This is a genomic window from Vibrio nitrifigilis (assembly GCF_015686695.1).
Classification (GTDB): domain Bacteria; phylum Pseudomonadota; class Gammaproteobacteria; order Enterobacterales; family Vibrionaceae; genus Vibrio; species Vibrio nitrifigilis.
Map to the genome: position 1 here is coordinate 2010273 of NZ_JADPMR010000001.1, position 21160 is coordinate 2031432.

Genomic DNA, 21160 nt, shown 5'->3' on the forward strand with positions numbered 1-21160 from the left:
TGCAGAATCTACACCAAATTACGTTTCGGAGAAAGTAATTTGCAGTCCAGATCACATTATATGCAATATTTTGCACTTAAGTGGAAAAATATTCGCCATTTATAGGGTCTATGCCCCATTTTGTGTCACGACCAATGTAGATTACAAAGTAGTTCGGGTGCCTTGCTAGCTACTTTGGCTAGCAATGATCATTGAGCACAAATCCTAACATACTTCTCCTTATCATGGACAAGGAATTAGATTACCTTTATCACTTATTGACACCTTTTCAATGAGGAATTGCTAAATAACAAACGAATCAAGCAAGATACTGATTTGTCAGTAATAGATTCAATAGTGCGTGCTACACTGATCACCAAGCGGTGAGATTTGGCAACACAAGGACAACGAATGAAACGAATATTAGTACTCGGTGCCTCAGGATATGTAGGATCACAGTTGGTCCCGCTCCTCATTGAACAAGGTTACAGGGTCACAGCTACTGCGCGTAATGTTGCTTTTCTTCATGGGCGATTTCATGCCCACCCTCGCCTAACCATTACTGAGCTCGACCTTGCCGATAAACGCGCTGTTGATAACACCATCATGGATTATGATCTGGTCTTTTTTCTCGTTCATGGCATGGCCAAAGGTTATGACTTTTTGAGTTATGAGCTCTCACTAGCGCAAAATGTGCGCGATGCGCTCGCAAAAAGCCAAATCGAGCATGTGATTTACCTAAGTGCTATTCAGCCTCCTTCAGGTTCATCAGAACACATTCAAGCACGTAAAGAAACGGGCAATATTCTACGCCAAAGTGGCGTTAAAGTGACCGAATTAAGAGCGGGAGTCATCATTGGCCCCGGATCCGCTGCCTTTGAAATCATGCGAGATTTTGTTTATAACTTACCCATCCTTATCGCGCCTAAATGGGTTGATTCTAGAGCAAATCCGATTGCGCTTGATGATCTCAATTACTATCTCTTATGTTTAATCAATCATGTTCCCGAAGAGAATAAAATTTTCGAAGTTGGCGGTCCAGAGGTGCTTAGTTATCGTGAGCAATTCGCGATTATTTGTAAACTCGCTAACCGACCGTTTCGTTTGTGGTCAACTCGATTATTAACCCCTAAAATGGCCTCTTACTGGCTATCTCTCGTTACATCCGTGCCCAAAAATATTGGTAGCGCATTACTCGACGGGCTGTCGCATGATTACATCGCTGATTCGCGCCCGATTCAAGAACGCTATCCTCAACCTCTTACTACCTATCGCGATGCCGTAAAAGCGACCATTGAAAAAGAAGGATTGTTCGTGCGCAGCAAGGTGTGGGGATACGATCCAACAGCTTTGACACGTTGGCAATCTGGGTTCGGCTTCTATCCTAAACAAGCCGGGGCAACACTCACTACTTCAGCGAGCACTGAATCATTATGGGAAGTCATCCAGACAATTGGCCACCCAAATGTGGGTTACTTTTTTGCCAATATTTTGTGGCGTACTCGAGAATGGCTCGATCTTTTTGTGGGCGCTGGCCGTCCGGTAAGACGTACACCACCAGGGCCAGAATTACAGGTCGGTGACTTTATTGACTCTTGGAAAGTGATCCGCTGTGAAAAAAATGCCTTTCTATCGCTCTTCTTTGGTATGCGAGCACCGGGATTAGGCCGGTTGGAATTTCGTATCGATAACAAGGAACAGCAGCGCAGTATAGATATTCGGGCGTGGTGGCACCCAAAAGGTTTTTTAGGCTTATTGTATTGGTTTGCTATGATGCCTGCCCACTTATTTATTTTCCGCGGCATGGTCAAAGCCATTGAGAAAAAAGCATTAGCGTTAGACAAAGCCAAATCACAGCGATAAAAATGCCGCCAACATATGGCGGCATCATATACCAGTCACCTCAAGATGCTGTTGCAGTAAGAATGTATTTGAACTTCATAAGCTCATCAACAAGCGTATTTCTGCTTCTTAACGTCGTTTGGGAACGGTTTACTTAACCTGAAACCCTAGCGGGATTTCAGCTAACTGCAAACCTTGGTTAGCAGGGTAAACAACATATTCACCGTGATATTTTACGTTTGATTTGTAATCAGTGCGCTTGTGCACCATAAAGCCAGCTTGTGAGGCCAACTCAATAAATTGATTATGATTGCCACGCACAAACCAACTCATCGGTTTAACCAAACGTTCACCATCAAAACATGATTCACATTGGTCGGCACACAGTGCCAGAGAGTTTTGTCCTGAGGTAAATATTTGTACTTTGCCCTGCCCGACAATCGGTTCAGATGTAGACACTTCCCAATCAGCACTTTCCATCAGATCAAGAAAGGCTTCAATCTGTTGATCAGTAACGATTGTTTCTGCTGCATTAGCAAAAAACTGTGCGTAAAAAGCGGCAATTTGCTGAAATGTCGGTAACAAGTTGGCATCGTTACCTTTTGAGCGCCCTGCCTTTTGCCAGCGAGTTAAATCATCGCCGACACAACGATGGAAACGTTGTCCTTTAAGCGCTTTAGTCACCCAACGCACTAAAAAATGATTATTTGCTACAGGTGCATTCGCCAACTTACCTGATTGATGCTCTGCATCAAGTTCAGCTAAGGCAGTGTTGACCACATTTTGAATTTCTAAATAATACTCTGTCACTATGCTTTTCTTCCAAATATCCAATAGCAAGTTACTGATAAAACTGAACACCCAGCCATCACAAACACCATAGGCCAAGTGGTATGGTCGGGCATGGCGGCCACTAATGAGCCAATCAATGAACCGGTACCAAAACGTAACGTACCAGCGAGAGAAGATGCCGTTCCGGCCATACGTGGATAACCGCTCAATAGTAGCCCCATTGAATTACTGCCAATGGTTGAGATGGTTCCAATGAACAAGACAACAAAAGGAACCGTCCCCCAAATACCAGCGCCAAGCCACCAGCCAATAAATAGGCCAATACCTGCGAGCAACTGTACCGTCAGGCCAAATCTAAGCATGGCATGAGAACCGACTTTTTTCACCAAACGTCCGTTGATCATCGTCATCACGATCATCGCAATGATATTGGAACCAAATAAAAAGCCAAACTCTGAGGGCGTGACACCGTAGATATCGATATAGACAAAAGAGCCCGCGGTTAAAAATGCAAACATTCCGGCAAAAGAAAAGGCGCCAGAAAAAATCAGCCCCATCGCTTCTTTATTACGACATAAACTGAAATAATTTTTCAGTGTACTGCCCAAATGCAATGGCAACCTATTCTCTGGTTTTAATGTTTCTGGGATCTGCCACAGAACAAGTACAATCACTAAAAATGCAAAGATCACCAGCGCCCAAAAAATAGAACGCCAACCAAACCAAATTGCAAAATACCCACCAAGCATTGGTGCTAATAACGGTGCTAATGTAATCGTTAAGGTCACAAAAGACATCGCGCGGGCAAAATCTTCGCGATCAAACATATCACGGACAACAGCCTGAATAATGACAGCTGCCGCAGCACCAGCAAAACCTTGTGCTGCGCGAACCCAAGTCAGCTCATAAATGCTCGTTGATGTCGCACTAATAATTGCGGCCAACGCAAAGAAAAAGATCCCAGCAATCATCACTGGGCGACGACCATAACTATCAGCTAGAGGCCCATGAATCAATTGGCCAATTGCGAACCCTGCGGTATACGCAGTCAGCGTTACTTGAACAGCACCGGGGCTCACGCCAAAGTCTTTTGCAATGGCAGGCATTGCTGGTAAATACATATCGATTGCAAGTGGAGTCAGGGCGCCAATAGCCCCCAGTGCAATAAACATTAACAACCCAATATGGGAGTGAGAATCAGAAGTTGTTGAGCGCATAACTCTCCATTGTGAAAAAGAAGCGAAATAGTGAAACAACGTCACTTCGCTGAGATTGAGGTGTTCCTCAATATTGCATGACTTTATGGGGCGACTGGCTAAAGCAATCGTCCCTTGTATAAAAAGGTGTTGTTATAATTATACCCAAGAGCTCTTTAGATCGAGGATTCAAAGCCTTATTTAAGGCTAATGTATTCTCGCTGAAACAGCATCTAGAGACTACTTAGGTATATTATTATTTATTAAATGAATTGAAACCGTTCAGCTTGGTTAAGTTATTCGAACGATTCGAACAACATAATATTTGTGGTTATTTCCAGACCGAAGCAATTTCGTCTTCGGTAAGATACCGATACTCGCCCGGCTCTAAATCTTGGTCGAGAACAATATCACCAATCCGTTCGCGATGTAGCCCAACGACTTTATTACCTAAAGCGGCAAACATGCGTTTTACTTGATGATATTTTCCTTCATGAATGGTGAGTAATACTTCTTGTTCATCAATGACTTCAAGTTCCGCAGGCAATGTGTTTTCACGTTCATTACGTAACTCAATACCCTCTTGGAATGCTTGGACATAGTTGTCTTGCACAGGATCAGCCAACCAAACACGATATGTTTTATCGCATTTATGTTTTGGCGATGTAATACGGTGAGACCATTGACCATCATCAGTTACAAGGACAAGGCCTGTCGTATCAGCATCCAAGCGACCCGCAAAGTGAAGATCTTTATCATTCACTTCATCTAACAACAAAAATGCCGTATCGTTATAGTCATCAACGCGAGTACACACGAAACCTTGTGGTTTATAAAGCATGATATAGCGCGGTCCAGACAAAACCAGCTCGCGGTTTTGCCACATCACTTCATTATCATCGCTTAGTTTGGTGGCACCTTTTTTCTCAACGCTACCATCAACCTCGATTTCACCACTTTTTAGTAACTTAGTGGCTTCTTTGCGGGTAACACCTAGGGCGTCACATAAGAATTTATCTAATCGCATGCATACCTCATTTGCTTTGAGTCGGGTATTATACAGACCCAAACTTAATTAGTTGAGCTATTTCACATAAATATTTACGAGGCACATGTATACACTTCGCCCTTATCAAAGCGACTCCGTTAAAGCCGTTATTCACTATTTTCGCCAGCATGACACTCCTGCTGTTATCGTATTACCCACAGGTGCTGGCAAAAGCTTGGTGATAGCAGAACTCGCCCGCCTAGCGCGTGGTCGCGTTTTGGTGCTGACTCATGTCAAAGAGCTGGTTGAGCAGAACCACGCCAAATATGAAAGTTACGGATTAAAAGCCGCTATTTTTTCAGCCGGTTTAGGCCGTAAAGAGACGGATGAAAAAGTCGTTTTTGCCTCGGTGCAATCAATGGCAAATAGCCTTGATGCCTTTGCCGAAGAATTTTCTTTGTTGGTCATTGATGAATGCCATCGCGTACCAGACAACGAAAACAGTACCTATCGAAAAGCCATTGCGCATGTCCAAGCCGTTAACCCCAATATTAAAATTCTCGGCTTAACGGCAACCCCTTATCGCTTAGATATGGGCTGGATTTATAAATATCATACCCGTGGACAAGTACGTACTGAGCAAGACCGGTTTTTCCGCGACTGTATTTTCGAATTACCTATCCGCTATTTATTGGACGAAGGCTTTCTCACTCCCGCCCGAATCCTTGATATGGCGATCATAGGTTATGATTTTTCCAGCATTCGCCCCTCTGCCAATGGGTACTATCGTGAAGCGGATTTGAACTCGGTATTGCGCAAATCTGAGCGAGCAACACCGGCTATCATCGAACAAGTCACCGAGTACGCTCAAGATAAACAGGGCGTGATGATTTTTGCTTCTACCGTCGATCATGCCAAAGAAATCATGAGTTACTTAACGGATGAAAATGCAGCTTTGGTGATTGGTGATACATCGACGGATGAACGCGACCTTATTATCGAATCGTTTAAACGCCAAGAAATTAAATACTTAGTCAATGTGTCGGTGTTAACTACTGGATTTGATGCCCCGCATGTTGATCTCATTGCGGTATTACGCCCAACAGAATCCATCAGTTTATATCAACAAATTATTGGCCGTGGCTTACGGTTGGCCGAAGGTAAAAGCGAATGTTTGGTGTTGGAATACGCCGGAAACCATTACGACCTATTTCAACCTGAAGTGGGCGAACCTCAACCTGATTCAGATAGCGAAATCGTCACCATCCCATGCCCTGCCTGCGGCTTTAACAATAACTTCTGGGGCAAACTCGATAGTAACGGCTTTTTAATTGAACATTATGGCCGACGCTGCCAAGGCTATTTTGAAGATGAAGACACGGGTGAACGAGAAGAGTGCGGCTACCGCTTTCGCGCTAAATTTTGTGCCGAGTGTGGCGCCGATAATGACATTGCGGCTCGACGCTGTCACGAGTGCGACGCCGTCTTAGTGGACCCAGATAAAAAACTCCGCGAAGCATTGAAGTTAAAAGATGCGTTGATTATGAATTGTGTCGACTTACGCATGGAACCAGGTAAAAACAAATTCGGTAAACCTCAGCTAAAAGTCACGTACGTTAGCGACCAAGGGGCCGAAATCAGTGACGTTTGGCAACTGACTAATAAAACACAAAAAAATGAGTTTCTCCAACGGTTTGTGAATCCTCATCTAGTGGATAGGCATCGCCCGTTTACCGATACCGCACCAACCAAAATCGCCGCACATGAACATCGTTTTCGACCACCAGAAATCATCATCGCACGCAAAAATGGTCGATTTTGGGTGATTCGTGACAAGTTGTTTGAACGCCCGAGTGATGAATCTCTATTACATCGTCAATAAGCGTTTCGCTAAAATGACTCTATAGTTCAGCTCCTATTCATATTTACGGCGTTAAACTGAGGTTAATAATTCAGCGTCACAGATTTCATGTTGTGGCGCAATACCGTTTAATCCAATGAATAACCGGGGTTTTTATGATGAAGAAAACAATCGCCTCCTTGTCGTTCGTTGCGGTGCTAACCAGTTTATCGCTTCCCGTTTGGGCGGAAGGTGCAATGCCCCCTCCACCACCTGCACAGAACATTCATCCCCCAGGAGCTCAAGTCAACATTGATGAGCAGCAGCGCGAAGTGTATCAAGCGGTGCAAGAAGGGAAAATTAGACCGTTCTCTGAACTTTACCAAACGGTCGATGCGCAACTCTTTGGTCGTGTGATAAAAGTAGAGTTAGAAAAAGAAGGTCACCTTTGGGTGTACGAATTAAAGCTTGTCTACCAAAATAAGGTATACAAAGTGGAATATAACGCCCGTAATCTGGACATGATGTCGATTCGTGGCAAAAACGTTATTGAACTAATAAAAAGATAAACCATGAAGATTTTAGTTGTTGAAGATGATGTTCGTTTAAGCGAACAAATTATACAAACTTTGGAAGGAAACGATTGGGTTCCTGAACTCTCACAAGATGGGATCGATGCTTTGTATCGCGCTACGTCCGAGGAATGGGATGTCATTGTTCTGGATCTCGGTCTACCAAAGCTCGATGGTTTAACGGTATTAAAAAGTATTCGTGATGAAAATATTAATACGCCAGTGGTTATTTTAAGCGCACGCGATAATCTGACTCAACGCGTCGAAGGTTTAAACGCTGGCGCTGACGATTACCTTACGAAACCATTTGAAATGATGGAGCTGATTGCTCGCATTCGGGCACAGTTACGTCGTGCCTCTGGTAATGCGTCTCCGGTATTGCAAGTAGGAGCGTTAAGTTTGGATACACGCAGTTCTAAAGTCTCTTGGCAAGGCCAGCCAATCAGTCTTACGGCTCTAGAATATAAAGTCATCGCTTATTTTATGCACAACCCAGATAAAGTCATTTCGCGCACAGAGCTGGTTGAACACATTTACAAACAAGATTTCGACCGCGATTCCAATACTATTGAAGTGTTTATTGGGCGCTTACGAAAAAAGCTTGCCCCTAATGTCATCAAAACCGTGCGCGGTTTAGGATATCAATTGCATGCAGAATAAAACTCAAGCAAAACGTAAACATCAACTCAGTATAAAAAGCCGCCTCCTATGGGCGGCTGCTTTATGGTTAAGCGTTATGTTAGTGGCTGCGGGTTACCTTATCCCTAATTTGGTAAAGCACTATTTGGTACAAGATGCTCAAGACCAAATGAGCCTAGCGATGGATGAGATCACCGCCAATTTAGGCGCGAATGATAATGGCCAGCTTACCCTCCCCGTTCGCCTTTCCGATCCTCGTTATAGTCAGCCATACAGTGGGTTATATTGGACTATCCATATGGGGCATGACACCCTTCGCTCACGTTCTCTTTGGGATCAAACATTAACCACAGAAAAAGACGGATTGAAAACGGTTACCAAAGGTGCGCGGAATGAACCGTTGATTACATTAAACCGTAGTATTTACTTACCCGAATTTCGTCACGCGATTAATATTACCGTTGGTATGGATCAAGCCCCACTGCAGAGTACGCTGCAGCAAGTGATGGGCCAGCTTTGGATTATTTTAGGCCTACTGTTTATTGGCATTTTAGTGCTCATCAGCATCCAAGTTTCATGGTCTTTATTACCGCTAAGGCGTATGCAAAGAGAATTGGCTGCGCTTCGTAAAGGTGAGCAATCAGAGTTAAACGACACGTACCCACAAGAAATTTCGCCATTAGTGAATGACCTCAATGCTTTACTCTTTCACTATCAAGAACTGCTGGATCGTGCCCGAAATCACGCAGGTAACCTGTCACATGCTTTGAAAACACCGCTCTCAGTGCTTAAAAACGAAGTCGACCGCTTGGATGACGATCAATACCAGCGTCTGTCAGCGCCAGTAGCGCAGATTCAAGGACAGATTGACTACCACTTAGGGCGAGCACGTATGGCAGGCTCGACCAACATTTTATCGGTCAAAACAGCCCCCAGTGAACGTATTGATGCTATTTCAATGGCCTTCGATAAAGTGTATGCCGAAAGAGAAATTACATTAGTCAATGAGCTAGAATCTGAATTGCAGGTCGCGGTGGAAGAATCCGATCTTGATGAAATGGTAGGTAACTTACTGGAAAACGGATACAAATGGTCTCAATCTCTGATCCGTGTTTACAGCGAAGACACGGAGCAAAGCGGTTGGGTCAACATTTGTGTAGAAGATGATGGCCCAGGTATTGAAACAGAAGCGATGGAAAAAGCGATGCAGCGTGGTGTTCGGTTGGATGAAACTACTCCAGGAACGGGATTAGGATTGAACATCGTCAGTGAAATGGCACATAGCTATCGCGGCAAACTCACACTAGAAAAAGCCAAGCTCGGCGGCTTAAAAGCGACGTTACGTCTTAAGTTAGCAGGCATCAAATAAGCAGATATAAAAATCCCCCAACAACTGGCAGGTTGTTGGGGGTATCTGCACGGTCAATCAACGTTTGTGGACGACCAATAAAAGAGCACACTCAATTATCGGTTTGTTTGACGCTTTGTGCTGATTCGGTTGCGGTTTATGATTCGCGATAGTGGCCAAACTCATATGGAATCTCTCCATTACGCATTTCACCAAACACCAAACGACGTAAGTTTGCTTTCAAATACAGGCCGCCGGTTTTTAAGTAACCATCTTGGTCTAAACGTCTTGGATCAAACTGAAATGCAGTCGGCATTGGCAACATACGGTAACGCCAGGTTTTCGATGCGCGTTTTACGTAATCACAGTCTTCACAGAGCTCGATGTTTTCATCAAATCCGCCCAGCTCTTTATGCGCTCGCTTAGTCGAAAATAGACAAGCACCAACCGCTGTTGGGAAAAAGTACTGCGTGCTAAATAAACCTAAATTGAACAAACTGTACCCTACTTTATAGCGTACGGGTAGTTTTTTAGCACTTCGATATACCCCGGCAACTTCTAATCCATTATTGTCCAAGGAATCAACAGCATTAGCTAAAAAATCAGGTTCTAGTCGTACATCTGCATCCAAAAATAGTAAGCGATTATGCTGAGCAAGCTTTGCCCCGGTATTACGGCCAAGACTTACCCCACGTTTATCCATTTTATGAATAGTCATTGCAGGCAAATGTGGCTGATAGCCTTTTGCCACATTAATGGTCAAATCATCACTGTTTGAATCGACCAATATCACTTCAAAGTTACGATAATTTTGTACCACCAAGTCACTCAATAGGCGGCCAATCCGTCTTTCTTCATTAAGAGTAATGATCACAATACTTAAAGGCTTCATGTGGGCTCCTTGTTGGTTTATCCACGATTTGGATTAATACTAACAACAGCCAACTGAACCATTCATGATCCTAATGTTCAGATTCCGTTCATCTTGTAATTACGTATTTTTCTCTCATTGCTATTAACCCGATGTATAATTCCCAAATACTGAATTAGCTGTTATTAGCACTAGACGTTAATTTGGTTAGTAATACGCCAAACAGGTAGAAGACCTAAGTAAAACCATAATTTCTATTGCTCAAAAAGACTTTGAATGATAGTATCCGCGCTCGTTTTGATGTTGCTGATTATCAGTCATCGAAGCTTTACCACAGGAGGACAAGGTCGCATTGTTCACTGTGAAGTCTTTTTTACTATTTTGAGAGTAAATACTATGAAATTTGAAGCAGTAGTACGTACTGAACTAGGTAAAGGTGCGAGCCGCCGCCTACGTCGCGCAGGCAAAATCCCTGCTATCGTTTACGGTGGTGAGGCTGCGCCTGTATCTATCGAACTAAACCACGACGATATCTTGAACCAAATGGACAAACCTGAATTCTACGAAGCAATCACTCTAGTAGTTGATGGCCAAGAAGTTCAAGTTAAACCTCAAGACGTTCAACGTCACGCGTTCAAGCCAAAAGTTGAACACATGGACTTCATCCGCATCTAATTCCCTACCAAGGAATTATTGAGGATTTAATCCAGCCTTTTGCATAAAGATTATCGGCCTTACCAACCGAGATATCTAAAAATTCGAAACCCCGATGCTACCAACATCGGGGTTTCACCGTTTTTAAAGCCCGAAAAAGCCAACTAATCAATATTTATCAATAACTTATAATACCTGACTAACCAGTGGGTGTATTTGGGGTGTAGTTAGGGTGTAGTTATACAGTAGTCAGATCTAAGCCGATTTCTTGCAGTTTCTGCCCTATCCCACCAGCATACTGAATATAGGTTTCTTTATTTTTCTGACCAAAGGTAAATATTTATTCCTTTCTCTTATCAGGTGGCCAAATTCACTATGCCACTACAAACTCACTAACTTTAGTGAGTGGTACAAGGTAAATCGCTCTGTCCAATAAGCATCTTAAACTGGTGTAAAAGAAATTTAATATAGATAATTTGTCATACCTACTGGCAAGATAAACATTAATGGTTTTTAATTCAATAACCTGTATAAAGACCTTGTCAGTTCCTTTCCCCTTGAACACTCAATATGTGTCGCTAATATGATCTTACTACCAAAACTATGCATGTCTTTTCGATTTTTAATCCGTTAACAATATAATCTTTTTTATTTTGTGAATAACGGCAAAACAATATGGCTCATACAGCATACCTCTCTATCATTGGCAAAACACAAGGTTGTATCTCTTCTGGTTGTAACACAAAAGATTCCATTGGCAATAAAGCGCAAGAGTCTCACAGTAATGAAATCACCGTTCTAGCTTGTAATTACACCCTAAGCAAGCACGGTGGTCCTGCAGAACTAGGATAACCAAACCCATAGATAAGTCGTCACCACTGCTTGGAAACGTTTTTTCTAAACAAGAGCATTTACAGTGCACAATCAATTTCTTCCGTACCAATGAGCAAGGCTATAACGAAAACTTCTATTCCATTGAGTTAGTAGATGCCTTAATTACCACTCTGTCTTTTGACCAACCTAACGTACTTAGTTCAGGCGATGAAGATATGTCCGAAGTGCTTCACCTTTCTTATAGAGACATTATTTGGAAACATAAAATAGCTGGTACAGAAGGCTATGAGACGTGGGAAAGAATGGCAGGATGAGAGACACAAACAAGCCCGATACATGGAATGTTAGACAGGTAGAAAAAGCCGGTAAAGGCCTCACCATGCAAGCTGTTACGCTTTCACATCGCTACATTTCAAATGGCAGTTTCAAGATGCAGTTTGTTAGGGAGGTCGATCGCTTTGAACAATGCCTTGTCAATGACTTTAAGAACGGAAAGAAAGACAAAGCAACCGTATTCAAAGAGCTTCGAAAGGAAAAACAAAGTCTGATAGAACAAGGTAGTTAGATTGCCCCAAAAGGGATCGGTTTTATAGCAGGTGTCATGCAAGTAACGGCTGGCGCTGGGATATGCTATGCCTCCGCGACAACCTTATGCTTAATTGGTGCACCAATGATGGCTCATGGTGCCAATAACATGTATGAAAATGGCAAATATTTTTGGGACGGTGATGAGAATGCCACCGGGTTAGTGAGAGAAGGTTATCAATATGCAGCAGAATCGCTAGGTTATTCCAAATCTTATGGGGACATTGCATACTACGGCGCTGATTTAGACATGTCGGCTTATGGTTTAGCTGCTAAAAGCACTACTGCTAAGGATGCCGCAGAGGCTTATCAAATTGCCTCTAAACCTAACTTAAAAGCGATGCCATGGACAAAAACGCCAAAGGCCAAACAATTTAAGCTATTTAGATACAGCTCTGAGGACTATCTAAGGGGTTATCAAGCAATGAGTAAAGGAGCTTGAGCTCTTGAAACTGGTGCAGATGCTATAACAATAAAATCATTAAACAATGAGCTTGAAAATGATTAGCCAAATAACTTTTATAACAATTTCAGTAATCGCTGTAGTTCTAATTAAACAACTAAGTAAACGAAGGTCAAAAGGAATAATCTTTTTTTTAAAATACTCCATTATGCTTACAACAATGGCTCAATTTTATTCAATATTCCTTTACGGAAGCGACATAAAAGGAGCACCTGCAAGCATATTATTCTTCGAGAACGTTATTGTAAATAATTTAAATTTACCGGGGAATATACAATTCGTAGCTTTACCTATATTCTTATATCTAGCTTTTTTCTGTCATCCAAAGCACAAAAAATAACGACGAGTAGGATAAATGTGCCAGAAGCTAAACAAATTAAGTCATTTAGATACAGCTCCGAAGACTTCTTAAGAGGCTACCAAGCATCAGGTAGAATATCGCTCATTACAGGAAATTCCTCAGAACTATCTATGCTCATCGACATAGAGTTACATAATGAATTAATTTAAAACTTACTATTGATAGATATTATGGAAATATCACAATAACGATAATTGATGCTCTCTTCGCTGGTCTTCAACATATAAAAAAGCCTCACCAATTAAAGTGAGACTTTCGAATAAAGTGTTCAGAAAAGTGTTGTTAATCAGCTTTAATCTGATTAATACATATATACTGCCCCTGAATCTGTTGCGGTTCCAGTGTCTGTTGTTTCTGAGCCATCGGTAATCACCCCAGTGGCACTGTTATCTTCACCAAGAGCCCCAACAACCAAAGTATCGCCATCAGAACTTAAATCTAAAGAGGTGCTAGAAGAATTAGGTATGCCACCAAAATAGTCACCCTCACCAGTGTTAGAAGCTTTAATATACGCAGTCTGTGACCACGCATTATCCTCTTCGGTAAACAGATAGACGGCGCCGGAGTTTTCGGCTGTTCCTGAGTCACCATTCGCTTCAGACGTATCAATAATTACTCCAGAGGCACCGTTATCTTCCAATCCTGATGAGATAGCCAAAGTACTGCCGTCACTGCTTATGGCGATACCAGACCCAAAACCGTCTTCTTCACCAGTGTTTGAGGCTTTAATATACGCTATCTGTGACCACGCATTATCCTCTTCGGTAAACAGATAAACAGCGCCGGAATCTGTTGCGGTTCCACTGTCTGTTGTTTCTGAACCATCGGTAATAACCCCTGTAGCACCATTATCTTCATTTGTAGCCGCAACAGCCAGAGTACTACCATCGCTGTTTAAGGCCACCTTGACACCAAAATAGTCACCCGCACCTGTATTAGACGCCTTTATATATGCGGTTTGTGACCACGAGCTGCCATCTTGGTTAAACAGATAAACAGCCCCAGACTCACTGGCCGTACTGCTATCGGTGGTTTCAGAATCATCAGTAATCACCCCTGTAGCCCCATTATCTTCTCTACTGGCTCCGACAGCCAGAGTGTTACCATCTCCACTTAAAGAAACGCTATAGCCAAAATAGTCACCAGCTCCAGTATTGGAGGCCTTCAAATAGGTGTTCTGTGCCCAGCTGTCATTGGTTCTACTAAACAAATACACGGCCCCAGAACGAGCGGCCGTGCTGCTATCGGTGGTTTCAGAACCATCGGTAATAACCCCAGTTGCCCCATTATCTTCATATTGAGCCGCAACAGCCAGAGTGTTACCATCACTGTCTAATGACACACTCCAGCCAAAATAGTCACCTTCAGAAGGATTAGATGCTTTAATATATGCTACCTGAGTCCAGCCAGTTGCCTCTTCATCGTGATACACATAGACTGCGCCTGATTTTGTTAATGTAGAACTGCTGTCCGGGACATCGGAACCATTGGTGACTCCTGTGGCATCATTATCATCATCAACAGTACCAATAGCCAAATAACTGCCATTACCACTTAACGCAATATCAGCAACTACCGAAATATCAGTGCCAACATGTGCGGTTTGCGTCCAGCCATCATTATATTCAAACAGGTAGACACCAGCTCCATCTGCGCCAATCGCTAAAGTATGGCCGTCGTCACTCAACCTCACATAATCGCCAAAATCATCACCCGCAGTGGTATCCGAGGCTTTAATATAGCCAATCATCTTAGTAACCGTATCTGCAGTTAGGGACGCTTCAGACGAAGATTCGCTATTTTCACCCGCAGTGGCGAGAATAAAATAATCAGCAGAAAGTGCACTAACCAGACTATCGACAGTAATAGAGGTGGATAAAGAATCTTCGACAGACCCCAATGCCAAGCAATCATTATCTTGTGAAGTATCTTTTTGGCAGACCGTGTAAGTAACGCCTGAAGAGTCCGACGCTGACGTCCAAGTTAGCGTCATGGTTTTTACATTACCGGATGAGGCGCTAATATCAGATAAATTAAAAGAAGACAAAGAAACTGATTCTGATTTACAACCGGTTAGAGCCATCGAAAAAATTAGCGGGACGATATACATCGACTTAGATTTAAAATTCATAATTAAGCATATGCTCGTAATAAATTGGTAAGATTGAATTTATAGACATAACTATCATTAGCAAGCTATTAAAGAAACCTTATTTATTATATTCCTTATTTTTAATAAACCACTCCAAATTGAAAACATTATCGGTATCAATTCGGTATCAATTCAGTATCAATTCAGTATCAATGCGACATCAAAAAAATATTTACAAAAACATTAATAAAGCATTTTAGGTATAAACAACATAAATAAATGACAAATGCATCATTTATTCAATCACCAGCACACCAATATCTAACGCTTTCTTAATCGTCTGCTTAACATAATAGAGCTGGGAGCCATTCATTGACTCCCAGCCTGTTGGATCATCATGAAAATTCCGATATTCATCAACATGCAATGGCATCGTGAATAAATCATGAGCTTTACTTCCCATCTTCCCCTCACTATGCCCAATAAGATGATGAGCAGCGATATCTACATTTTTATCACTACGGGGTATTTCACGAGTTTCCGTACACCAACTAATGTTCCACATGCTACCCATGCATCAACATCTAATTTAGATATGATTTATTATCATATATTTATTTAAAAAATGTTTTTTTGTGTGCAATGATTCCCTTAACATATAGGAAGACGGAGGTTAGGTGGCTTTTCGGTCTTCTTGCCTTCTTAATATTAAAACTATTATTAGCGTGGCTAGGAACTACGATGGATTGGATAGAAAGTGAAATGGCGAAATACACCAAAGAGCGAGATGTAATGCTCAGAAAGCGTTGGTATACATTGAAAAGCTGGGTATTTCGAACATGTACCAGAGCAAAATATGATGAAATGGAACGCCTTATTAAAATTGAAAAAGAATTTAATCTTCAATGGAAACGTCGGTTAAGATATGTAATAAACCAAAACAGCCTCACAAGTATAGATATCAATGATGCAAAAACTATTATTGATACTCACAAAGTCAAACATTCAGAGCGCGATTTCTATTTGATATTAGTTGGCGTCATTTTCGTTATGACGATGAAGATGTTTGACAGCCGTGACTTATTTAATATTTCCATTTTGCTATGTGCATTTTTTGTTGGTTATGAACGTATTTTTGGCAGCACAACTAGCTCTAGTGTCTCCGAGTTCAAGTTACTTTTAGAATCTGTAGAGAAAGACATGCAAGATCACCGCTCTATCATTAACTCGCCCCTTTAATACACAATTTTAAGTTAATGAAATAAAAATACCCACTTTTTACAGTGGGTATTTACTACCTAACCTAAATTGATAATACCAATAAAAATCGAAATCAGGCCTTGTTGGGATGACTTAAATAAGTTTTATCTGCCATTAGTACAGATAAACCGCACCTGAATTAGTGACTGTGGTTCCCTCATCGACAGTACCAATTTGGATACCCGTTTCGCCGCCATCTTCCGATGGGGCATCTACTGCCAGTGCCGAACCATCACTGCTTATTGATAAGTTCCTACCAAAATAAGCATCATCCCCCAGATTAGACGCTTTAATATAAGCACTTTGTTGCCAACTGCTGGTGCTTTTAGCACTAATATCAAATAGATATACCGCTCCAGATTCAGTCACCGAAGTAGTACCTTCATCTATGGTTGTGCTTGTCTGGATACCCGCTGTACCACCATCTTCATATGGAGCACCCACTGCTAATGTCGAGCCATCATTACTTAAAGCAACGCTAAAACCAAATTCATCGTCGTCTTCAAGGTTGGACGCTTTAATATAAGCACTTTGTACCCAATAACTGCTGTCACTATCGCTTAGGTCAAAAAGATAAACCGCCCCAGAATCAGAGCTTTCAGAGCCTTCATCTATCGTGGTGCTAGTTTGAATACCGGTTGTACCGCCACTTTCACCCGACGCCCCCACAGCCAGTATCTGGCCATCTCCACTTAAAGAGACACTTTTACCAAAATAATCATAATCTTCCCCGTTAGAGGCTTTGATATAAGCACTTTGTTCCCAAGAACTGCTGTCGCTATCACTTAGGTCAAAGAGATAAACCGCGCCTGAGTCAGTCAAACTCGTGTTCTCACTGTCAGTGAGAGTGGTGCCTGTTTGGATGCCTGACTCACTACCATCTTCCAAAGGAACCCCGACAGCTAAAGCCGAACCATCCGTACTAAGAGATAAATTGCTACCAAATTCGTCTCCAGAACCAACGTTAGAAGCTTTAATGTAAGCGTCTTGAGTCCAGTTATCACCGTCTAATTTAAATAGATAAACGGCACCAGATGTGGTCACAACACTATCATCAGTAAAATCCGAGGATGTCTCGATTCCGCTTAAATCATTATCCTCAAAAGGTGCACCAACGGCCAGAGTAGAACCATCTCCGCTTAACGCTAAATTCAGGCCGAACTCGTCAGATATACCTAAATTACTGGCTTTGATGTAAGCACTCTGAACCCAATTACTGCTGTCACTATCACTTAAATCGAAGATATATACAGCACCTGAATTACCCGTGCCATCAGAATCAGTAATTGGCAGTTCAGTCTGAACACCAGCTTGATCACCATCTTCTCCCCAAGCGCCTACGGCTAAGGTTCCGCCATCACTACTTAACGCAATGCTATAGCCGAACACATCATTAGACTGTGCATTTGATGCTTTTATGTAAGCCGCTCGCGACCAAGTGTTATCCACTTTTTTAAACACATACACCGCCCCTGATTCCGCTGCATCACTATTATCATTAAAAGAGCTGGTTGTGATTCCTTGATAATCGCTATCGTCAAATGGCACAGCAATGGCTAACGTTGTACCATCTTGGCTCAAAGCAACATTTACAGCGTTTGTACTTGAAATATCGTTGTCATAAGAATCGTCTTCATCCACATGATCCGCTTTAAAATAGCCAATCATCTCGTTGGCTGTTTCGGTCGTTAAACTATCCTCATTGGAGCTGACCGTACTTGAGCCGTTTGATGCTAAGATAAAATAATCTTGAGCGAGTGCTTCCACTAAGCTATCCACTGTAACGGTGGCCGTTAAGGTATCTTCAACGGTATCTAACGCTAAACAATCATTTTCCTCCGACGTGTCTTTCTGACATACTGTATAACTAATCCCCGTTCCACTTGCCGCCTTGGTCCAAGTTAACGTCATGGTTTTAACGTTGTCTGTAGAAGCACTGATATCTGTAACATTAAAAGAAGATAGCGTGGTAGAGGTAGAACTCGTAGAACTGGGTAGATCACCAGAACGAGAAAGACAACCCGTTAAGCCTGCAGCACTTAGAAGTGCTACTGCATAAATAGACTTATTTTTAAAAATCACATTCGAACCTTTCGAAAATAATAAATAGCAACATGAGAGAAGAGTTTAATCTCAGATATTAACTACCTATAAAAATCAATAACAATCATTAATAATCTAAAATTTTTTACTTTCTTAATTAATTTATTCTTATTTACCATTATCTAATTAAAACGGACAATTTATAAATCCATAGCCCTATCGGTCAGTAATATGGGTACTATAAAATAGAATTAATCACCAAAAATATAAAAAAGCAGCTTACTGTAAAAATAAATGCATTGCTAAAACAATAGATTAATTAATAATCAAAATATTTAAAATATCAATAATGAAAGACTCAGTAAATCTGTCTTATTTTTAAGACGACAAATAGCACGAATTATCTAACATTAAGAAATAAAAGAGAGTGATACTTTATCCAATCAAGACATAATGATGACTACCTACAGATTTAATATGCCTTTAGTAGCCTAAACGATATATTCTTATACTCATTAACTTGCTTATTATAAATATCCTCAAATGACCTCAAGATGCAGGATTTAGCATCTTGAGTTTAATTGGGTATCAGAATAGTTTCATAACACTATGTGGTCCAAACTAACAATCTCCCCCTATCACTGCAATTTTTGCAGTATAAGTCGTTAAATACAGCAATATTACTGTGTATTCACACTATCATTACCTCAACTTGGTCTACAATGAACAACAGATAATCAATCATTTAGTGTATCTAGTGCGAGAGTCGATTTGTTAAAACAGTTTAAATGCAGCCCTTCAACCTTTTGCCTGCTTACGTTAATTTATGGCCTGTTCAGTTTTATGGTGGTAAACCTCATGACTGATCGATTTGTCGATGAGCAAATTCAGCAAGCTAAATCGTCTATTCAACATGATCTTGCACTCGTTAGATACAGTATTGAAGCGAATATTTACCGCGATGCCTATCTCGCTGACAGTTTTTCCACATTGGTGGCCCTCAACCCTGAATTTGCAAAGAAAAACTGGAACTCATTAGCAGAGCAATTTCTGTCTAAATCTTCTTTTGTGCGTAATATTGGCCTTGCCCCAAATGATGTCATCTCATACATGTATCCGATAAAGGGGAATGAAAAAGCGATAGGGTTAGATTTTAGAACCGTTCCTGAACAGTACAAAACCGTCCAACTTGCGAAAGAAAGCAAAAAAGTCTTTATTGCTGGACCGTTAGATCTAGTGCAAGGAGGTCGAGGAATTATTGCCCGTTACCCCATTTTTACCGACCTGCCTCATATGAATGATTACTGGGGTACGCTCAGTGTAGTAATTAACTATGAAGCACTCATTAATGCGTCGAAGCTTCATACACTTAAAGGCGCTCAAATTGCACTCGTAGCAAACGACAATAACAATACAAATGGCAGATTGATTGAAGGTGAACAGTCTGTATTAACTGAACCGGACCTCGATTATCCTATCTATTTACCTAACAAAAGTTGGCGTTTATATGCTAAGTACGGTGACTTTGATGAAGTAAAAAGTGTGAGTACTTTCAAGAGTCTATTCATATCATTCGGAGTTATTTCCTTTTCTATCGGTTATATTTTATTGCTCTTTATTTTGAATAATTACCTGAAAGTACAAAAGCTTTCCTTACATGATGAACTGACACATTTGCCTAATCGGCGATATTTGCTCAATACCATGAATCAAGTCATGTCTAAATCGGGCTCTGCGGTACAATTTTCGGTGTTGAATATTGATTTAAACAGCTTTAAGAAAATTAATGATTCCTTTGGCCATGATGCTGGTGACCAAGTACTAAAACATGTTGCTGCTGCTCTGACTCACTGTTTAAGAGCATCTGATTTTATTTCCAGAATTGGTGGCGATGAGTTTGTGGTGATTTTATTTAGAACCAATAAGAATAGCGATATCGAAAAAATCATTGAGAAAATTCATCTGTATTTACAATCTAACCCGCTACCGTGGAAAGAAGAGTACATACAGATAACCGTAAGTATCGGCTATTATAGCTTTATAGGGGAAGCTGATCCTTTCCTCATCGACACAATCTTATCTTCGGCAGATAAGAGTATGTATGAGCAAAAAGCGCGATTTAAGCATCAATCCAGCGAGTAGAGGCTCAGGATCAATCAACAGTAAACCTGCGCCCTACATTGCACTCTTATCACCGCCAGCCAGAATTTTTTACTCTTCACCTCTAATTGATACCAATTTGATACCTTTGTGAGACCAATTTGATACTAATTATCACGTTACTTATCATTAAAATGGATGTTGCTCACACAAAGATGAATTGCATTATTCATGCATTACATCAGTATTCAATCTTAGTCACTTCAGTTAAAGAGGCGATATATGTCCAGGCCAAACCCAAACAATTTTAATGGCTTATTTGAAAAGACAGGCACATCCACTTGCCAAATAATTTTTGGAGAAAAACACTACATTCCGGATGAAAATACGTTAATCAATTTATACGGTTCCAATGATTTAACTTATACGGCAACGAATTTAACGACCAATATCCCTAGCCTATTACAATCGGGAGCATGTCTAGCAAGCGGAATAAATTCCCAGTTTTTATACCTAATTACAAATCGACGCAAATATCGAGTAGAGAGTCATGATGTGATGGTTCAATATAATTTTTTTAGGTCGTATTCATCCAGTACCAGACATCATTTTAGAAAGTATTCCATCGGGTAAAGACATCACGCTAGGAGGAGGACCAAAGCCATTAGATTAAACACTAAGGTACTTAGAAAAATACAGCA

The 21160-nt window shown here is 41.3% G+C and carries 19 protein-coding genes; 12 read left to right on the forward strand and 7 right to left on the reverse strand.

Features of this window, described 5'->3' with window-relative positions; all coding sequences use genetic code 11:
• The first annotated feature begins 390 nt into the window (after positions 1–390).
• Positions 391–1842, forward strand: coding sequence for a DUF2867 domain-containing protein (locus I1A42_RS08930; protein WP_196123255.1), 1452 nt, complete (start codon positions 391–393; stop codon positions 1840–1842).
• A 129-nt stretch (positions 1843–1971) separates the two neighbouring features.
• On the opposite strand, the gene I1A42_RS08935 is transcribed toward I1A42_RS08930, so the two are convergent.
• From I1A42_RS08935 to rsuA, 3 genes are all read right to left on the reverse strand, one after another.
• The gene (locus I1A42_RS08935) at positions 1972–2631 is read right to left on the reverse strand and encodes a DUF2913 family protein (protein ID WP_196123256.1); all 660 of its coding nucleotides are present in this window, start codon (positions 2629–2631) and stop codon (positions 1972–1974) included.
• Entirely contained in the window at positions 2631–3830 is a 1200-nt protein-coding gene (locus tag I1A42_RS08940; RefSeq protein WP_161157282.1) for a Bcr/CflA family multidrug efflux MFS transporter, read from the reverse strand. The genes I1A42_RS08935 and I1A42_RS08940 overlap by 1 nt, the downstream gene beginning before the upstream one ends.
• Before the next feature lie 310 nt (positions 3831–4140).
• Complete coding sequence (gene rsuA, locus I1A42_RS08945; RefSeq protein ID WP_196123257.1) at positions 4141–4836, reverse strand: 16S rRNA pseudouridine(516) synthase RsuA; 696 nt, start codon at positions 4834–4836, stop codon at positions 4141–4143.
• A gap of 85 nt (positions 4837–4921) precedes the next feature.
• On the opposite strand from rsuA, the gene I1A42_RS08950 reads away from it, so the two are divergent.
• The 4 genes from I1A42_RS08950 to I1A42_RS08965 all read left to right on the forward strand — a co-directional run bounded on the left by I1A42_RS08950 (position 4922) and on the right by I1A42_RS08965 (position 9217).
• Entirely contained in the window at positions 4922–6679 is a 1758-nt protein-coding gene (locus I1A42_RS08950) for a DEAD/DEAH box helicase (RefSeq protein WP_196123258.1), read from the forward strand.
• A 134-nt stretch (positions 6680–6813) separates the two neighbouring features.
• Positions 6814–7206 carry a PepSY domain-containing protein gene (locus I1A42_RS08955; protein WP_196123259.1) on the forward strand — a complete coding sequence of 131 codons (393 nt, stop codon included), beginning with the start codon at positions 6814–6816 and terminating at the stop codon, positions 7204–7206.
• A gap of 3 nt (positions 7207–7209) precedes the next feature.
• A complete protein-coding gene (locus tag I1A42_RS08960) occupies positions 7210–7869 on the forward strand; it encodes a response regulator transcription factor (protein WP_161157286.1) in 660 nt (219 codons plus the stop codon).
• Positions 7859–9217 carry an ATP-binding protein gene (locus tag I1A42_RS08965; protein WP_196123260.1) on the forward strand — a complete coding sequence of 453 codons (1359 nt, stop codon included), beginning with the start codon at positions 7859–7861 and terminating at the stop codon, positions 9215–9217. Before I1A42_RS08960 ends, I1A42_RS08965 begins: the two co-directional genes overlap by 11 nt.
• A gap of 136 nt (positions 9218–9353) precedes the next feature.
• On the opposite strand, the gene I1A42_RS08970 is transcribed toward I1A42_RS08965, so the two are convergent.
• Complete coding sequence (locus I1A42_RS08970; protein WP_196123261.1) at positions 9354–10088, reverse strand: glycosyltransferase family 2 protein; 735 nt, start codon at positions 10086–10088, stop codon at positions 9354–9356.
• Between the two features lie 375 nt (positions 10089–10463).
• Between I1A42_RS08970 and rplY the strand changes: the two genes are divergently transcribed.
• The 5 genes from rplY to I1A42_RS24705 all read left to right on the forward strand — a co-directional run bounded on the left by rplY (position 10464) and on the right by I1A42_RS24705 (position 12582).
• On the forward strand, positions 10464–10742 hold the full coding sequence (gene rplY, locus I1A42_RS08975) for a 50S ribosomal protein L25 (RefSeq protein WP_196123262.1): 279 nt from the start codon (positions 10464–10466) through the stop codon (positions 10740–10742).
• Between the two features lie 654 nt (positions 10743–11396).
• Positions 11397–11573 (forward strand): Hcp family type VI secretion system effector, encoded by a 177-nt coding sequence (locus I1A42_RS24690; protein ID WP_230389363.1) that lies wholly within the window; start codon positions 11397–11399, stop codon positions 11571–11573.
• A gap of 26 nt (positions 11574–11599) precedes the next feature.
• A complete protein-coding gene (gene tssD, locus I1A42_RS24695; protein ID WP_230389453.1) occupies positions 11600–11869 on the forward strand; it encodes a type VI secretion system tube protein TssD in 270 nt (89 codons plus the stop codon).
• The gene (locus I1A42_RS24700; protein ID WP_230389364.1) at positions 11866–12120 is read left to right on the forward strand and encodes a hypothetical protein; all 255 of its coding nucleotides are present in this window, start codon (positions 11866–11868) and stop codon (positions 12118–12120) included. Before tssD ends, I1A42_RS24700 begins: the two co-directional genes overlap by 4 nt.
• Positions 12121–12135: 15 nt before the next feature.
• Positions 12136–12582 (forward strand): DUF4225 domain-containing protein, encoded by a 447-nt coding sequence (locus I1A42_RS24705; RefSeq protein WP_329604829.1) that lies wholly within the window; start codon positions 12136–12138, stop codon positions 12580–12582.
• 683 nt (positions 12583–13265) lie between these two features.
• On the opposite strand, the gene I1A42_RS08990 is transcribed toward I1A42_RS24705, so the two are convergent.
• On the reverse strand, positions 13266–15095 hold the full coding sequence (locus tag I1A42_RS08990; RefSeq protein WP_196123263.1) for an FG-GAP repeat protein: 1830 nt from the start codon (positions 15093–15095) through the stop codon (positions 13266–13268).
• 256 nt (positions 15096–15351) lie between these two features.
• Complete coding sequence (locus I1A42_RS08995) at positions 15352–15621, reverse strand: DUF968 domain-containing protein (protein WP_230389366.1); 270 nt, start codon at positions 15619–15621, stop codon at positions 15352–15354.
• Positions 15622–15797: 176 nt separating this feature from the next.
• Here I1A42_RS08995 and I1A42_RS09000 point away from each other — a divergent pair, with 176 nt between their 5' ends.
• Positions 15798–16295: a hypothetical protein gene (locus tag I1A42_RS09000; protein ID WP_196123264.1), complete on the forward strand. Its 498-nt coding sequence runs from the start codon at positions 15798–15800 to the stop codon at positions 16293–16295.
• Between the two features lie 135 nt (positions 16296–16430).
• Here the strand turns inward: I1A42_RS09000 and I1A42_RS09005 are convergent, their stop codons facing one another.
• On the reverse strand, positions 16431–18398 hold the full coding sequence (locus I1A42_RS09005) for a hypothetical protein (protein WP_329604812.1): 1968 nt from the start codon (positions 18396–18398) through the stop codon (positions 16431–16433).
• A gap of 819 nt (positions 18399–19217) precedes the next feature.
• Between I1A42_RS09005 and I1A42_RS09010 the strand changes: the two genes are divergently transcribed.
• Complete coding sequence (locus I1A42_RS09010) at positions 19218–20501, forward strand: diguanylate cyclase (protein WP_230389367.1); 1284 nt, start codon at positions 19218–19220, stop codon at positions 20499–20501.
• The last annotated feature ends 659 nt before the right edge of the window (positions 20502–21160 follow it).

Bases quoted from the DNA above. Each gene is read 5' to 3' on its own strand.
- I1A42_RS08930 (WP_196123255.1), top strand. From the start codon at position 391: ATGAAACGAATATTAGTACTCGGTGCCTCAGGATATGTAGGATCACAG.
- I1A42_RS08940 (WP_161157282.1), bottom strand. From the start codon at position 3,830: ATGCGCTCAACAACTTCTGATTCTCACTCCCATATTGGGTTGTTAATG.
- rsuA (WP_196123257.1), bottom strand. From the start codon at position 4,836: ATGCGATTAGATAAATTCTTATGTGACGCCCTAGGTGTTACCCGCAAA.
- I1A42_RS08950 (WP_196123258.1), top strand. From the start codon at position 4,922: ATGTATACACTTCGCCCTTATCAAAGCGACTCCGTTAAAGCCGTTATT.
- I1A42_RS08955 (WP_196123259.1), top strand. From the start codon at position 6,814: ATGATGAAGAAAACAATCGCCTCCTTGTCGTTCGTTGCGGTGCTAACC.
- I1A42_RS08960 (WP_161157286.1), top strand. From the start codon at position 7,210: ATGAAGATTTTAGTTGTTGAAGATGATGTTCGTTTAAGCGAACAAATT.
- I1A42_RS08965 (WP_196123260.1), top strand. From the start codon at position 7,859: ATGCAGAATAAAACTCAAGCAAAACGTAAACATCAACTCAGTATAAAA.
- I1A42_RS08970 (WP_196123261.1), bottom strand. From the start codon at position 10,088: ATGAAGCCTTTAAGTATTGTGATCATTACTCTTAATGAAGAAAGACGG.
- rplY (WP_196123262.1), top strand. From the start codon at position 10,464: ATGAAATTTGAAGCAGTAGTACGTACTGAACTAGGTAAAGGTGCGAGC.
- I1A42_RS24690 (WP_230389363.1), top strand. From the start codon at position 11,397: ATGGCTCATACAGCATACCTCTCTATCATTGGCAAAACACAAGGTTGT.
- I1A42_RS24700 (WP_230389364.1), top strand. From the start codon at position 11,866: ATGAGAGACACAAACAAGCCCGATACATGGAATGTTAGACAGGTAGAA.
- I1A42_RS08990 (WP_196123263.1), bottom strand. From the start codon at position 15,095: ATGAATTTTAAATCTAAGTCGATGTATATCGTCCCGCTAATTTTTTCG.
- I1A42_RS08995 (WP_230389366.1), bottom strand. From the start codon at position 15,621: ATGTGGAACATTAGTTGGTGTACGGAAACTCGTGAAATACCCCGTAGT.
- I1A42_RS09000 (WP_196123264.1), top strand. From the start codon at position 15,798: ATGGATTGGATAGAAAGTGAAATGGCGAAATACACCAAAGAGCGAGAT.
- I1A42_RS09010 (WP_230389367.1), top strand. From the start codon at position 19,218: ATGACTGATCGATTTGTCGATGAGCAAATTCAGCAAGCTAAATCGTCT.